Origin of the sequence: Mycobacterium sp. 1482292.6 (assembly GCF_001672995.1) — a bacterium.
GTDB classification, from domain to species: Bacteria; Actinomycetota; Actinomycetes; order Mycobacteriales; family Mycobacteriaceae; genus Mycobacterium; species Mycobacterium europaeum_A.
Map to the genome: position 1 here is coordinate 22,027 of NZ_LZKV01000116.1, position 15,297 is coordinate 37,323.

At 64.3% G+C, this 15,297-nt stretch carries 15 protein-coding genes; 13 read left to right on the forward strand and 2 right to left on the reverse strand.

The genetic code is table 11. From position 1 onward, the window contains the following. Positions 1-75: 75 nt before the first annotated feature. From eccCa to A5624_RS11840, 8 genes are all read left to right on the forward strand, one after another. On the forward strand, positions 76-3,726 hold the full coding sequence (eccCa, locus tag A5624_RS11815; protein ID WP_066866352.1) for a type VII secretion protein EccCa: 3,651 nt from the start codon (positions 76-78) through the stop codon (positions 3,724-3,726). Continuing rightward, positions 3,723-4,952: a type VII secretion-associated protein gene (locus tag A5624_RS11820; protein WP_066866281.1), complete on the forward strand. Its 1,230-nt coding sequence runs from the start codon at positions 3,723-3,725 to the stop codon at positions 4,950-4,952. Before eccCa ends, A5624_RS11820 begins: the two co-directional genes overlap by 4 nt. A gap of 44 nt (positions 4,953-4,996) precedes the next feature. Further along, on the forward strand, positions 4,997-5,311 hold the full coding sequence (locus A5624_RS11825; RefSeq protein ID WP_066866283.1) for a WXG100 family type VII secretion target: 315 nt from the start codon (positions 4,997-4,999) through the stop codon (positions 5,309-5,311). A gap of 9 nt (positions 5,312-5,320) precedes the next feature. After that, positions 5,321-5,623 (forward strand): WXG100 family type VII secretion target, encoded by a 303-nt coding sequence (locus A5624_RS11830; RefSeq protein WP_156748984.1) that lies wholly within the window; start codon positions 5,321-5,323, stop codon positions 5,621-5,623. Positions 5,624-5,715: 92 nt separating this feature from the next. Next, positions 5,716-7,089, forward strand: a complete 1,374-nt coding sequence (locus tag A5624_RS11835; RefSeq protein WP_082990546.1) for a recombinase family protein — start codon at positions 5,716-5,718, stop codon at positions 7,087-7,089. A gap of 631 nt (positions 7,090-7,720) precedes the next feature. Then, a complete protein-coding gene (locus A5624_RS29485) occupies positions 7,721-7,957 on the forward strand; it encodes a MarR family transcriptional regulator (protein WP_369827472.1) in 237 nt (78 codons plus the stop codon). 102 nt (positions 7,958-8,059) lie between these two features. Then, positions 8,060-8,314 carry a hypothetical protein gene (locus A5624_RS28180; protein WP_156748986.1) on the forward strand — a complete coding sequence of 85 codons (255 nt, stop codon included), beginning with the start codon at positions 8,060-8,062 and terminating at the stop codon, positions 8,312-8,314. 120 nt (positions 8,315-8,434) lie between these two features. After that, on the forward strand, positions 8,435-8,785 hold the full coding sequence (locus A5624_RS11840) for a hypothetical protein (protein ID WP_066866289.1): 351 nt from the start codon (positions 8,435-8,437) through the stop codon (positions 8,783-8,785). Between the two features lie 384 nt (positions 8,786-9,169). Here A5624_RS11840 and A5624_RS11845 read toward each other — a convergent pair whose 3' ends face one another. Further along, positions 9,170-9,448 carry a hypothetical protein gene (locus A5624_RS11845; RefSeq protein WP_156748987.1) on the reverse strand — a complete coding sequence of 93 codons (279 nt, stop codon included), beginning with the start codon at positions 9,446-9,448 and terminating at the stop codon, positions 9,170-9,172. A 371-nt stretch (positions 9,449-9,819) separates the two neighbouring features. Here A5624_RS11845 and A5624_RS11850 point away from each other — a divergent pair, with 371 nt between their 5' ends. The 5 genes from A5624_RS11850 (at position 9,820) to A5624_RS11870 (ending at position 14,283) form a co-directional block, all read left to right on the forward strand. After that, entirely contained in the window at positions 9,820-11,094 is a 1,275-nt protein-coding gene (locus A5624_RS11850) for a terminase TerL endonuclease subunit (protein ID WP_232002248.1), read from the forward strand. Between the two features lie 7 nt (positions 11,095-11,101). Next, complete coding sequence (locus A5624_RS11855) at positions 11,102-12,454, forward strand: phage portal protein (protein ID WP_066866293.1); 1,353 nt, start codon at positions 11,102-11,104, stop codon at positions 12,452-12,454. 43 nt (positions 12,455-12,497) lie between these two features. Next, complete coding sequence (locus A5624_RS11860) at positions 12,498-12,959, forward strand: hypothetical protein (protein ID WP_066866295.1); 462 nt, start codon at positions 12,498-12,500, stop codon at positions 12,957-12,959. A 137-nt stretch (positions 12,960-13,096) separates the two neighbouring features. Beyond that, a complete protein-coding gene (locus tag A5624_RS11865) occupies positions 13,097-13,960 on the forward strand; it encodes a phage major capsid protein (RefSeq protein ID WP_066866297.1) in 864 nt (287 codons plus the stop codon). Between the two features lie 23 nt (positions 13,961-13,983). Further along, positions 13,984-14,283 (forward strand): hypothetical protein, encoded by a 300-nt coding sequence (locus tag A5624_RS11870; RefSeq protein ID WP_156748988.1) that lies wholly within the window; start codon positions 13,984-13,986, stop codon positions 14,281-14,283. 403 nt (positions 14,284-14,686) lie between these two features. Here the strand turns inward: A5624_RS11870 and A5624_RS28185 are convergent, their stop codons facing one another. Next, positions 14,687-15,214: a hypothetical protein gene (locus A5624_RS28185; RefSeq protein ID WP_156748989.1), complete on the reverse strand. Its 528-nt coding sequence runs from the start codon at positions 15,212-15,214 to the stop codon at positions 14,687-14,689. Positions 15,215-15,297: the final 83 nt, after the last annotated feature.

Sequence of the window (15,297 nt, forward strand, 5' to 3'; positions counted from 1 at the left end):
CGATGTCGGTGCTACTTACCGTCATCGCACCGGGAAGGGGATGAGGTGACCCAGAGTTTGCCGGCGGTGTCGGGGATGCCGGCCGCGGAGATCGTTGTTGACGCACCGCCGGGCCTCCCGCCCGCGGCAGCATCGGGCTTGTTGCCGCGGCTACTTCCCGTGGTGCTGTCCCTGGTGTGCATGGGCCTGATGGCCGCCGTGCTCAGTGCCGGGAACGGTCCGGCCCGCACTCCCATGTTTCTGGCATTTCCCGCCATGATGCTGGTCTCGGCCGTGCTGACCGCGCTGACCGGTGGCACCCGCCGTCGCGGCGGTGGCATCGACGCCGACCGCGACCAATACCTCGACTACCTGAGCGGGCTGAGCCGGTCCGTGTCCGAAATCGCCGCGGCACAGCATTACTCGTCGATCCGGGACCATCCCGATCCCGACACGCTGTGGACCTTGATCGGCGGTCCGCGGATGTGGGAGCGGCGACCGGACGGTGCCGAATGCGGTCTCGTGCGCGTGGGCGTTGGCCCCCAGCCACTCGCTCGCCGATTGGTCGCGCCGTCGCTTCCTGCGCCGCAGCATCGCGATCCGGTCACCGCGCTGGCGCTACTGCGCTTCCTGGAGGCGCACGCGACGATCCGCGCTCCGGTCGTGATCGACCTTCGGGGCGGGGCAGTGGTGCGGGTCGACGGCGACCCGGCCGAGGCGCGCGGGTTACTGCGGGCGATTGTCTGCCAGCTCGCGGTGCTGCACGCACCCGATCAAGTCCTCATCGCCGCCGCCATCGACGGTGAGAACCGCGAGCGCTGGGACTGGTTGAAATGGCTGCCGCACAACCAACATCCGACCGATGCCGACGCGGTGGGCCCGGTGCGGATGGTCTATTCGGGTGGTGCGCAGGCGCGGCGCGCGCTCGCCGCGGTGCAAGGAGCCCACGTGGTGGTGGTCACCGATCTGGCCGACGGAACCGGCCCCATCGTCGGCGCGACCATCCTCGGCGTGGGCAACGCCCGCGAGGGCGCACCGCTGAGCATCGCGGCGCCGGACCCACCGGCGCCGGGATGGTGCCCCGACCAGATGTCGCCCATCGACGCGCTGGTTTGCGCCCGCCGGCTGGCCGGGTACCATCCGCACGCGGACAGCTCGAGGGGTGCGGGCCCCAATTGGCCGGAGCTGGCGGGGCTTTCCGATCCCGACCGGTTCGACCCGGCCACGCTGTGGCGCGGTCAACGCCACCGCGACCGCCTTCGCGTACCGATCGGAATCACCGCGCAGGGTGCGCCCATCGAGCTGGACATCAAGGAGCCGGCCGAAGGAGGGATGGGCCCACATGGGCTGTGCATCGGCGCCACCGGGTCGGGCAAGTCGGAGCTGCTGCGGACCATCGCGCTGGGCATGATGGCCCACAATTCGCCGGAGGCGCTGAACCTGCTGCTCGTCGACTTCAAGGGCGGCGCAACGTTTCTCGACTATGCGAGCGCCCCGCATGTGGCGGCGGTGATCACCAACCTGGCCGACGACGCGCCGCTGGTGGCCCGGATGCGCGAGGCCCTGGCCGGTGAGATGAACCGCCGCCAGCAAGTGCTGCGGACGGCGGGCTGCGTCAGCGTCACCGCATACGAGCGCGTGCGGGCGGCCGGTGCGGCGTTGCCCCCGCTGCCCACGCTGTTCGTCATCGTCGACGAGTTCTCCGAATTGCTCAGCCAGCAACCCGATTTCGCTGACACGTTCGTCGCCGTCGGCCGTCTGGGCCGGTCGCTGGGCGTGCACCTGCTGCTGGCCAGCCAGCGCCTCGATGAGGGCCGGCTACGTGGGCTGGACGCCCACCTCTCGTATCGACTCTGCCTGAAGACGCTGTCGGCCGCCGAATCCCAAACCCTGCTGGGCAACCTCGACGCCTACCGATTGCCGAGCGCCCCCGGTTGCGGCTTCCTGCGAGTGAGCGGCGGCGAACCGATTCGCTTCCAGGCCGCCTCCGTTTCGGTGCCGCTGCCCACGTACACGCCGGCTCGTGTCCCCGTCGCGACGGCCGGTGGCGTGCGGGTGTTCAGCACCGGGGTCACCGGTGCCGTCGCCCGGGCCGTCACGGCGAGGGGGAAGCCCGAAAGGAACATCTCGCACGCCGTCCTGGACCGGTTGTCCGGCCAAGGCCCGCCCGCGCACCGGGTTTGGCTGCCCCCACTCGGGCCGGCACCGGCGCTGCCGACCCTACTGGCTGACGCCGACCGCATGCCGGGACGCCTGACGGTGCCCATCGGCAGCGTCGACCGCCCCTTCGATCAGTGCCGGACACCGCTGATCGTCGATTTGTCCGGGGCCGCAGGCCATGTGGCCGTGGTCGGCGCGCCCCAAGCGGGAAAGTCGACGGCGCTGCGCACGCTTATCACCGCCCTGGCCGCCACGCACGATCCCGGGCAGGTGCAGTTCTACTGCCTGGATTTCGGTGGCGGGGCCCTGTCGACGGTGCGCGCGCTGCCCCATGTCGGCGCGGTCGCCGGACGCGCGGATCCCCGGCTGGCCGGCCGGATAGTCGCCGAATGCGAGTCGGTCATTCGTCGCCGCGAAGCGCTGTTTCGGGAGCAGGGCATCGCCTCGATCGCCCAATACCGCCAGGGGCGCATGAGCGACGATCGGTTCGGCGACGTGTTCCTCGTCATCGACGGCTGGGCGAGCGTGCGCCAAGAATTCGAATCACTGGAGGAGCCGATCATCGCGCTGGCGGCCCACGGGCTTTCGTTCGGCGTGCACCTGGTGTTGTCGGCCACGCGGTGGGCTGAGGTCCGGCCTTCGCTACGGGACCAGATCGGCAGCCGCATCGAGTTACGGCTGGGCGACCCCGCCGATTCCGAAATCGACCGCCGGGCCGCGCAGCATGTGCCGCGCGACAGACCGGGCCGAGGTCTTTCCCCCGAGGGCCTGCAGATGGTGATCGCCGCGCCCATCGCCGAGGTCCCCGCCGGTGCGTCGGTCGCCCCGCCGATACCGCTACTGCCCCTGCGGGTGGATCGCGAGGATATCGTTCGCGGATCGAACCCGGATCCGGGCGCGCCGATGGTGCTGGGTCTGCGGGAGCGGGAATTAGATTTGGTGGCAATCGATTTCGCACGAGTGCCGCATCTGCTCGTGCTGGGCGACAACGAGTGCGGCAAGACCGCCACGCTGCGGACGTTGTGCCGAGAGATCGTGCGGACGAGGACGCCCACGCAGGCCCGGCTGTTGCTCGTCGACTTTCGCCGCACCCTGCTCGGTGTCGTCGAATCGGACCATCTCGACGGCTACGCGATGTCACCCGCCGCCCTGGCCGTATCGCTGCAAAACCTGCTCGAGTCGCTGCGGACGCGGATGCCGCCGCCCGACGCCAGCCAGGCCCAATTGCGCAGCGGCACCTGGTGGTCCGGACCGCAGCTCTACGTCATCGTCGATGACTACGACCTGGTCGCCACCCCGGCGGGCAACCTCCTGGGGCCGATCGTCGAATTCTTGCCGTACGCGGCGGATCTGGGATTGCATTTGGTCATTGCCCGGCGCAGCGGCGGCCTCGAGCGCGCGATGTTCGAGCCACTGCTGGCGAGCCTGCGCGACCTCGGTTGCACGACGCTGACGATGAGCGGATGCCCGGGCGACGGCGGGTCGTTCGGTTCCACTCAGTCGCTGAGATTGCCGCCGGGCCGCGGCGTGCTGACCACTCGCGGCGGTGGCGAAGAACTCGTCCAGGTCGCCTGGAGCCCGCCATGAACGAGCATCCCGCGATCGTCGAAGCCGGCCCGGGCACCATCCGCCGATTATGTTGCGCCACAGGCACTGTCGTTGATGCCGAGTCGCTCGACACCGTGCGGGCCGCGCTGGATGCGATAGACGACCGGGTGGCGCTGGTGGGGGAGCGCCCGGTGGCCGTTGACGCGCTGTGGGAAACCGCGCTGCGATCGGCAATCCGCGGGCACTGCGAGGCGCTGGTGGTCGTGCATCCGTCGTGGTGGTCGGCCGCGCGGGTGGGCGTGGTGCACGCGGCCGGTGCCGCCGTGGCGGGCGAGGTCCGGACGCGTACGCGGTCGTCGCTGCTGATGCAGGCGTCCGGCGCCGCGCCGGACGCGACCGTGGTGGTCGAAATCGCCGAGCGACTGGTGGCGATCACCACCAGTGAGGTCACCGCCGTACCGCGCAATGCCGAACCGCAGTCCGTCGCCCACGACGTCGCGGACATCGTCGCCGGGATGGCCCCCGCGGCCGTGCTGATCGACACGCCGAACACCGTCACCGGTGCGTCGGCGCTGGCGACGTTGATCGCCGACGCGGTGCGCGGAACCGGACCGGAAAGCCCGAACACTCACCAGATCAACGACATCCGGCTGGTCCGGCTCGCACGGCCCGCCCGCCCCGCGCGGGCTGCCGGCCCATCCGCCGGCGCCGTCCGATGGCGCGGTCGCACGCTGAGCGCGCTCGGGGGGGCCCTGATCGTCGTCGCCGCGGCGGCGCCGACGGCGCTGACCACGGGCCGGCCCGGCGCCGCGGCGCCCAAACCGGTGGCAACCGCGCCCACAACCTTTCTGGTGGAAGGCCGGGTGGCGCTGTCGGTCCCGACGACCTGGTCGACGCAACGGGTGCTCAGCGGGCCGGGCTCGGCGCGCGTACAGGTCACGTCCCCGACGGATCCCGACGTCGCCTTGCACATCACCCAGTCCCCGGTAGCGGGCGAGACACTGAACGGCACCGCGGACCGGTTGAAGCGCGCGATCGACGCCGAGCCCCCCGGCGTATTCGTCGACTTCGACCCGTCCGCAACCAGCGCCGGCCGACCGGCGGTGACGTACCGCGAGGTGCGCGCCGGCCATCAGGTGCGCTGGACCGTGCTGCTGGACGGCCCGGTCCGGATCAGCATCGGCTGCCAGAGCCGGCCCGGCGACGAAAACACCGTGCGCGATGCCTGCGAACAGGCGGTGCGATCGGCCCACGCGATCGGCTGAAAACTCGGTGGAACCAAAGGGCCACGGCGCAGGTCGAAATTGGTATGTCCGGAAATGCACTGAGCGCCGACTTCGACCTGATGCGGTCGGTCGCGGGTACCACCGACGTCCGCAACGAGGAAATCCGGGCGATGCTGCAGGCATTCGTCGGCCGCATGAACGGCGTGCCGCACTCGGCGTGGGGCGGGCTGGCGGCCGCGCGCTTCAAGGACGTGATGGACCGCTGGAACGCCGAGTCGCTGAGGCTCTACCACGCGCTGAGCACGATCGCCGACACCATTCGGCACAACGCCGCCACCCTGCAGGAGGCCGGCCATAACCACGCACACCACATCGCCGCCGCCGGCGGAAACCTGTGAGGAGAGAGGATCCCCGTGGACCCGGTGCTTTCCTATAACTTCGGCGAAATCGAACACTCGGTGCGCCAGGACATCCACGCCACGTCTGCCCGGTTCAACGCCGCGCTCGACGAGCTGAGCTCGCAGATCGCACCGCTGCGGCAACTCTGGACCAGCGAAGCGGCCACCGCCTACCAGGCCGAACAGCTGAAATGGCATCAGTCGGCGACGGCGCTCAACGAGATATTGGCCGAGCTGGGAAACGCGGTACGCGACGGCGCCGAAGAGGTGGCCAACGCCGACCGCCGGGCCGCCGGCAGCTGGGCGCGGTAGCGGCCGAAGGGACACCGCGCGGTTCGAGCCGCGCCGTGAGACTGTGTGGTCCTGACGGGGGAGAGCCATCACATCCGTCTAGAATGGTTCACGTGAAAGCCGCCGTTTACCTGCGCCAATCCGTGGACAAGCTGGCCGACGAACGGGCCATTGACCGCCAGCGGAAAGACTGTCTCGCCCTCTGCGCAAAACGAGGCTGGACACCAGTCGAGTACGTCGATAACGACACCAGCGCCAGTAGCCGCAAACCTCGACCCGCCTATCAACAGATGCTCGCCGATATTGAGTCGGGTGACATCGGTGCGGTGGTGGTGTGGCATTTGGACCGACTGCATCGCAAGCCCGCCGAACTTGAGCACTTCGTTGACCTTGCTGATCGACACCACCTGGCACTGGCCACCGTGACCGGCGACGTAGACTTGAGCACCGCACAGGGCAGGCTGCACGCCCGCATCATGGGGGCGGTTGCCCGCAACGAAGTGGAACAGAAGTCGGCTCGCCAGATTGCGGCCATGCGGCAACTCGCAGAGTCAAGCAGGCCGAACAAGACCGCCCGCCCGTTCGGCTACACCAAAGACCGCCAACAACTAGTAGAAGCCGAAGCCGTTGCGGTGCGCGAAGGCTACGCAATGGTTCTAGCCGGGGTTGCGCTGTACTCGATCGCGCGGCAGTGGAATGACGCAGGAGTCAAAAGCACATACGGCAACCCGTGGAGCGGCCGCACCGTGCGCGAAGCCTTGCTCAACCCGCGCTATGCCGCCCTGCGTTCTTACAAAGGTGAAGTGCTGGAAGGGGTTAGCGCAACCTGGCCGGCTGTTGTGTCCGAAGATGTTTGGCGTTCAGCGGTAGCTATCCTGACCGACCCGAATAGGCCGGGCGGAGCCAGGCCGCGGCGGCATCTGCTGAGCGGTCTCGCGGTATGCGGCAAGTGCAGAGGACTGCTCAGTTCCGGTGTCAAGGGGCGCGGCGATGGCGGCGTCTACGTTTGTAAACACTGTTTCGGCGTCTACCGCAAGGCCGACCTGATTGATCCGCTGGTGGTCGATTTGGTGGTGGGTTTTCTGGCGTCCCCCGGCGCTGCGGAACTGCTGATCGACCGTAAGCGCGCCGATCTAAACGACTTGCGGCAACAGGAACGTGCGCTACTACAGCAGCTCGATCAGCTCGCGGTCGATTACGACGAGGGCAACCTGACCGGCCGCCAAGTCAAGATCGCGACCGAACGCAAACAGCAGCGCCTAGAAGCCGTGCGCGCGGAGATGCGGGATGCGAACAAGTCACGGGTATTTGACGGCCTGATCGGTGTCGCGAACGTGCGAAAGGTCTGGGATAACCTCAGCCTTGATCGGCAGCGAGCCGTTGTCTCCACCCTGATGGAGGTCACTATTAAGCCCATTGGCAGCGGGCGGTATCACTTCGACCCGGACAAGCACGTCGGTATCCGCTGGCTGACCGGCGACGAGTAGCGCGAGCCGGTTACGCCGAGACGGGGATAGTGGCGGCGCTTTCGCTAATTGTTCAGCGATCCATTGTGGATAATCGGGCATCGGCCGCGCAGTCTAGCGGTGCGCAGCCGTGAATGGCGCGAGGACGTTACGCCAAAAGCGAAACGTTTGTGCACTACTACGACCATTGTGGATTTTACGATAATTAGCTGAGCTACTCTCGCTCGCTCGCGTCGCCGAAGGCGGGATCACTTAGGGTTTCTTCTATATATCCCTGCCCCCGTTATGGGCTGGGACGGGCACTTGGGTTACCACTCTTGCGAGCGCTCCGGTTCCAGCTTGGACGCTCCGGTAATCACCAATCGGATAAGGCTTCCCGAGAGAATCAGGCGTGTACGTCGGGCCATCTCGGGCGTGCGGAATTGTCCCCGTCTAACGGATGTCTCATCCCCGAGTGTTAGTCGTGGGCTATTCGGTTGTCTTTCTACCTTTATTTTAATGCGAATAAGTTGGGTTCATTGGGTCGGAACTAAATTTCTCTGCTCCGATATTTTTACCCCGATGCACGTTATGATTAATACGAAAGCCAAAGTAGTTTCGGAAAGCGGGAAAGCCAGTGGCGGCAACGAGATGCCCCGAGTGCGGGCAGGAAGTGAGTCCGCTTACGACGCGCGTGCTCGAATATGTGCGGGCTCATGCTGGGGGTACGGTCACGCCCAAAGAGATTGCCGCCCACTGCGGCGTTACGCCCGTTCGCGTAGCGCAAAGGCTAGTACAGCTTGCCGAACGTGGTGTGATCGCGCGAGTCGGCTACGGGGTTTACAGCAACGATTTTGAGCTGAGACGCCAGGCGTTGCTTGACGAGCTACAAAAGCTGGCCCCGGCGTGAACGGCTTCTGCATCGAATGCGGGGCAACCGTCGCATGGCTGGCCACCCTCTGCCCACGCTGCCGGGCCTTCGAAGAACGAACCGTAATGCGGGAGTGCATCAATGACAACGGCTGATCCGGTAACCCTTCTCCGCCCCTACCCCGAGAGTGTTGGAGTCCAAGTCCACCCGCATGTCGATGGCGATGTGGTGTCCGAGGTGTTCGTTGACGCGGCTACCGGCGGCCGGTACATCATTCTGCGTCAACCATCTGCGGCGCTCCAATTGGGTGAGGATCTATTAGAGGCCACAACGGACCCCGGCATTGCCGCCCAGGCTGATGCGGTACGTGAACACCAGCAACGCGGCCTCGATTAATGACACTCGCGGCATGATGGCCCGCTTTGCCGCCCATACCCAACGCTGGCGGGCTTTGGGCGCGGCCGAGGATAAAGGCAACGACCCGTATATTCCGTTGGCTTACAGAGGTTCTCAGCGATGAACATCACCGGCGGCCTAACTGTCGCCGTCTACCGCTCAAGCAAAGATAGGTTCGGCGATAAGAACATCGACACACCAATCGGCACCATCACCGGCTGTGTGTTCCAGCCCAGCACCGGCCTATCCAACCTCCGCTACGAATCCGGCAGCGGGTTTGAAGAAACCACAACCATCACCACAACGCTGTGGGCACCACGCAACGCCGCCGTCAAACTGCAAGACAAAGACAGAATCACGTTCGACGGCCGAACGTTCCGAGTTGTCGGTGATAAGGCCTGGGATTCGCCACATCCCGTCACCGGTACGGCGTTCAGTCACTATGCGGTGGAAATCGAAGGCGTGCAATAATTCTCGCCAAACCATGCCTAGCATCCGGCTGCGGCTACCTCACCAAAAACACATCGTATTGTTACGAGCACCAGCGCGGCCGGCGCAGAGCCTACACATCAAACGGTTGGCGACAGCAAAGCGTTAGATCCCGTGCGGCACAACCATTCTGCATTTCGTGCGGATCAGCCGAGGATCTTCAGCTCCACCATGAACGCGGTGCACACGATCGCCAACGCCGAGGGCTCCGGCTTCGGCCCGGCGTTGACATCAACGTCCTGTGCGGTTCATGCAATCGAACTGCGGGCGCGTCACGATAAGGCCAAGCAGCACAACGCCGTCAAGGGTGGTGGGGAGAGTGCCGTCGCGCGCGGCGTGGGACGACGCTTCGCGGCGCGGGGCCGATTACTCTTCGACCAGGTCGATGGTATCGGCGACGGGCAGTTCGACGGTCTCCCCGTTGTCCAGGTGGAGAACCACGTACTCTTCCGGTTGGGTGCCGCCCGCAGGCGTGATCGACGGAGTCCCATACACATTCGGCTTACCGGCGCGGCCACGCTGCTTATGGGTGCGGCCGGTGTCGATCACCGTCACCGGCGTTTTGGTGCGCTCAAGGCGGACGTGGTCCCCTTTGACGACCGTGCGAGGGTCGACAGGCTTGGTTTGCTGGCTGTTGTTGTTCATGGCCATAATCGTACGCTCGGGCGCCGCGAAATGCCAAACGATAAGGGCGCTTATCACGGCAAACCGCGCCCTTCAGACTGAGATAGCACAAGATCTTGAGGTTTGCTGTAGATAGTGTGGACGGAGATTTGACGTGGTGTTGAGAAACTGGGGACGTCTCACCCGTCCGTACCTTGCCGCATGAGGGCCGGGCCGAAGCGCGGTGTTGACGAGTCAGAGCTTTCGGTACCGGGTGACCATTGCCTTTCTACGCAGTTCACGCGCTTCGCGGCGGAATACATCCGGGTGACCTCAGGCACCGGCGCCCAGGCGCCGCGCTGGTGCGCGATTGGCAACGCGGCCTGGTGGCATCAGTCTGGGACGGCAACCCGATGCCCCGAACAGCGGCGTGGGCGTTGCCGCGCGGTAACGGCAAGTCGTCTCTCTGCGCCGCCATCGGGCTGTGGGAACTGATGCTCGGCGGCGAGGCCGCCACGGTGGTGGTGGTCGCGGTGGATGAGCGCCAGGCCGGAATCGTGTTCGGCATCGCCGCCCGGATGGTGGAGTTACACCCGGAGTTATCCGCGCGGGTGCACGTGTACCGGGACCGGCTGCTGGTGCCCACCCGTGGTGCGTCGCTCATGTGCCTACCGGCGTCACCGGCAGCCTTGGAGGGCCTCAATTACTCGCTGTGCATCGCCGACGAGGTTGGCCGAATTGACCGCGAGGTCTGGGAAGTCGTTGCTCTGGCCCAGGGAAAGCGGGAGCGGTCGGTATTGCTCGGCATCGGGACCCCTGGCCCGTCACCGGACAATGTGCTGGCGGGCGTGAGGGCCTATTCGGTTGGTAACCCCGAGGACACCAGCCAGGTTTATCGGGAGTTTTCGGCGGCAGGATTTGAGAGCCACCCGACCGACTGCGAGCACTGCTGGGAGTTGGCCAACCCGGCGCTGGACGACTTTCTGCACCGGGATGCCATGCGGGCTTTGCAGCCGCCGAAGATGGCCGAGTCCAATTTTCGGCGGGCCCGGCTGTGCCAGTTCGTCACCGGCAACGATGAGCCGGTGTTGCCGCCAGGGCTGTGGGTAAGCCTGGCCACCGGCCAGCCGATATCCGATGGCTCTGATGTGGTGCTGGCGTTTGACGGCTCGTATTCGGGCACTGACTGCACCGTCCTGTTGGCGGCCGAGGTGGCGAAGCGACCACACGTTGATGTGCTTGGCGTGTGGAGTAGGCCGCCGGGCGCGGGTGATGAGTGGCGGGTGCCGGTGCTTGAGGTTGAGCAGGCGATCAGGGATGCATGTCGCCGCTACCGAGTGCGTGAGGTCTGCTGCGACCCGTACCGCTGGCAACGCTCGCTTGAGGTGCTAGCGGCAGAGGGTTTCCCGATGGCCGAGTTTCCGCAAACCATCTCCCGCATGGGCGCGGCCACCGCCGAGTTTTTGACCGCCTGCACCAACAAACAGATCACCCATAGCGGCCACCCGGTACTAGCCGACCACCTGGCGAACGCGGTGCTGTCAGAAGACGGTCGCGGCGGCCGACTGACTAAAGCGTCTCGCTCTCGGCATGCGGGCCGCATCGATGCCGCCGTCTGTGCGGTTATGGCGCATTCCCGCGCCACGCATTACGCCAACAAACCCCGCAAGAGATACGCAAGCTTTTAAGGCTCAAATGGACACCGACCTACTCATCGAGCTACTGCACACACTCGACGCTCCGCAATGGAGATATAAGCAGCTTGAATCGTATTATGCGGGCGCGCAGCCACTTTCGTTTCTTTCGCCGGAGGCCAGGGCGGCGCTGGGTGACCGCTTCGCCCGCATGGTAAGCAACCTACCCCGCCTGGCTGTGACGAGTCTTGCGGAGCGGCTGCGCCTTAACGGTTTCGCCGGCCCCAATGTTTGGGATGACTGGTTGCGCCTCGACCTCGATCAACTGTCGGCGGTAGCCATGAGGGAAGCGCTTTTGTTCGGCCAGTCGTTCGTGATCGTGTGGGCCGATACGGTTGGTAGACCGCTGGCCACGGTGGAGTCACCGAAACAGGTTGCGGTCATCACCGACCCCGGTACGCGGGTAGTTACGTCGGCGGTGAAACGGTGGCGCACCCAAACCACCACAGAAGCCGTTGTATATCTGCCTGATCAGATAATCCGTTTACGTGCCAACACGCCGGGCGCGGCGACGTCAGGATTTGAAACCGTCGAAGTAGTGGACAATGTCTTAGGCGTTGTTCCCGTTGTGCCCGTGCGCAATACCGACCTGATCTCTGTGTACTACCCGAACGTGAACGGCGTCACCGATGTCGGACACAGCGAAGTCGCCGACCTGATGCCATTAGTCGATGGGTTGGCGAAGTTGTTGACCGACATGATGGTGACCTCCGAATACGTTGGTAGACCGCGCCGCTGGGCAACTGGTGTTGAACTGGTGGAGCGGCCAGTCATTGATTCAGACGGCAACCCGGTGTTGGACGAGGACAATAACCCTGTTGTGGAGGCGGTTTCGCCTTTCCCCGAAGGGGACCGGTTGATGACCGCTGAGAGCGAGTTGGCGAAGTTTGGCCAGCTTGAGGCGGCCAGCCTTGACGGCTATCAGAACGCGGTTGCGGTCATCATGCAACAAATCTCGGCGGTATCCGCGCTTCCGGCGCACATGTTGGGTATCACCACGGCGCTACCGCCTTCCGCTGATGCGATCCGCGCCGCCGAGGCTGCGTTGACCGCCAGGGCAGAACAACGACAGCAGACGTTCGGGCGGGCGTGGGAAGCCGTCGCGCGGCTGATAGTTGCCGTCCGTGACGGTGTTGACCCGGCCGCCGTCCGGGTGCAAGCGCAGTGGTCACCGGCCGACACCAGCAGTGTGGCGGCCGAAGCCGATGCCACCGTCAAGTTGTTTCAAGCTGGGTTGCTGCCCCCCTCGTATGCCCTGCAAAAGCTGGGCTACTCCGCCGACGAGATTGCGGCGATCAGGGCCGCCAGGGCGGCCGACGCGGCTTCCCCAACCAATCAACCAACCCACCCATAGACGTGGCTCAGAACACAAATCAGGGCCAAGAATCTGAGAACTGATGGACGACGAGACACCCGAAGCAGTTACCGATGAGACCGCCCAAGACCGAACTACCGAGGACATGGCCGACCAAGCGGCCGAGCAAACCGGCGAGGATACGGCCGACGCCCGCACCGAGACCGACAGAACGATCCGCAAGCTCCGCAAAGAAGCCGCAACTTTGCGGGAACGCGCCAAGGCCGCCGAGAGCCGCGCCGCCCGCACCGACAGCCTGGCTGCACGCCTACACACCGAACTAGTCCGGGCCAGCGGCAAGCTTGCCGACCCGGCTGACTTCCCGTATAACCCTGATGCTGACTTGTTGGATGACCCCGAAGCGTTCAACCAGGCTATTGACGAATTCGTGGAAGCTAAGCCACATCTGCGGTCGCGCACCCCGAAAGGCGATGTTGGGCAGGGCAATCGCGGCAAGGCCGAGGAGCCGGTGAGCTTGCTGAACATTCTCAAGTCGTATGTTTAGATTGCCTAAGTAGTCTGGTAGAATCAGAAGTAGGTAGAGCGCCGGGCGCGCTCCGTTTCATTCTTTTGACGCTCGTCCTGGTTGGCGAACTGTCCTTCTCCACTTAATATTTCGCATTCTTCAGGACGTATCCCCGTATGACTATCGCGGTCCCAAGTGGCAATTCTGCGCTACTTCAGTCGCAGATTGCCCAGCTTCTCGTCCAGCCGCTAGAGCAAGCGAGCACGTTTCTAGCTGCTGGCCCCACTATTTTGGACTCTGCCAGCCCGGTACGGATTCCCCGAATCTCTTCCGGTGCGACCGCCAACTTTGTCGCGGCCGGCGCTCAAATCAGTGACGGCTCAGTGTCGTTCGATGAGGTTGGCCTCATGCCGTCCACCCTTCAGGCTCTAAAGGTTTTGGTGAAGGTCAGCAATGAGCTGATCCGTCAGTCCGTTGTAGGGCTGGACGCGGTGCTACAGCAGCGTTTGGTTACCGACGTGGCCAACGCTTTGGACGCGGCCCTGTGGAAGGGCTCGGGCAGCGCCAACACCGTTAAGGGCATTCTCAACCAAACCGAGATCGCCACGGGTGCTTTGGACGTCACCGACGTGGACTCGCTGATTGACGGCGTTGCCACTGCGATGGCCAACAAGGTCACCCCGACGCATTGGGCGATGACGTCCGCCAGCTTTAACGCATTCCGTAAGATCAAGGTGGGTACGTCGGACGCGCGTTATGTGTTTGACCCTTCGACTGTGCAGAGCGGCACCGCTTTTCAGCTTCTCGGCCTACCCGTCATCATCACCGACAACGTTCCCGATGCTGCCGCTAACCGGCCACAGGTCGCTTTGGTGGACTTCTCCAAGGTTGTGGTGGTGCGCGACGTGGACGCATCGGTAGCCATTCTCGACCAGACTTGGGGCGATTATGATTCGGTCGGTATCCGCGTCGTGACCCGCTACGATGTCGCGCTTTTGCAGCCGCACGCGGTGACCCTGCTGACCACACCGGCAGCCTAATGACCGCGCCAACAGTCCAGAACGTGTTGGACCTGTTGAGCACATCACCGGCCCCTACTGAAGCACAAGTGTCACAGGCGTTGTCGGCGGTTACCAACATTGCGAAGGCTTACGTGCGTTCGGTTGGCTTCGATGACGACGAGCCTAACGACGAGATTGCTTCGGTGATCGTCTTGGCCACCGCAAGATTGCTACGCAACCCCGGCCAGTTGCCGATTCGGGAACAGTACGGGGCCATTGTTGTGGACTACCGGGGCGGTTTCGTGGGTTGGTCGTTGACTGAGCGCGAGACTTTGAATCGGTTTCGCGTGCAAGCGGTTTAACTGAAACAGACTTCCCCGGTCTGGTTTCTTCAACTTGATTGTTGGCGGCCAGGCCGGGGGAACCGCCCCTTATCTGTCAGGGGCAAAACGTGTGAGCAACACGTGTACGGGTGCCTGGCCCCGCAGTCGATTCTGCGGGGCCAGGTCTTTTTCTTATGCGCCCAGTTGTTCATCAAGTTCAACAACTTCGGCAAGCCGGTCGTGAAGTGCTTGTATCGCGGCTCGGGTGGGTTGCCTGGCCGTTTAGCACGGCGCGGGGTATCCACGACGTTTCGTCTTGCAGGTGATCGGCCAGGTATGCGAGGGCGGCGAGTTCCATGCGTGCATGGTGGGCGCCGAAAAATCCGGTGTCAAGAACAACATTGTGCACTATTACACTGCGGGGCAAAGTGATTCGCCTGGGTCAGTGAATATGGTGAACGATGAAGGTAATCAAGGCAATGATCCCCGTGCCGCCAAGTGTCGCAACGAGTCCGCCGACGACTTGGACGGCAAGGGGCTGATTTGTGATCCAATGCCAACGCCCGCGCGGTGACGCTTCCAACGCGGCGTCCGGTGCCGACTGTTCTGCGGGTGGTGCCGGTACAGTCTGCCGGAGCTCCTTAAGCGGGGCGGCGGGCGGTGGTGGCAAAGCCGGGGACACGTCTGGCTCTCGCTTGAATTCACCAGTGTCCGTTTCTTTCAGCTGAGCGACTGCGCGGTCGACTCGGAGTTTGGTCTGTTCCGATAACCCCGATGTTTGAAGTCCCATAGGGCCACTAACGGTCACCTCAACATCGACTTCCCAGCTGCTTTTCCTCTCAAAGCCGAAGAGCCATACCCCGATGCGGTAGTGGGGCGAATCCAGGTCTGAGGTCACAAAGTCGACGGAGAGCGCTCTCAGGTTGCCCGGCAAATGTTCTAAGCCTTCCTGCAAGTTGCTCACGGTCACCGTTCCGCCTTGGTCGCTCGACAAGTGGTAGGGCGTGGTTGCCATCGGGGGAGCCAACTTTGCGCAAGCATTTAAGATTGGCT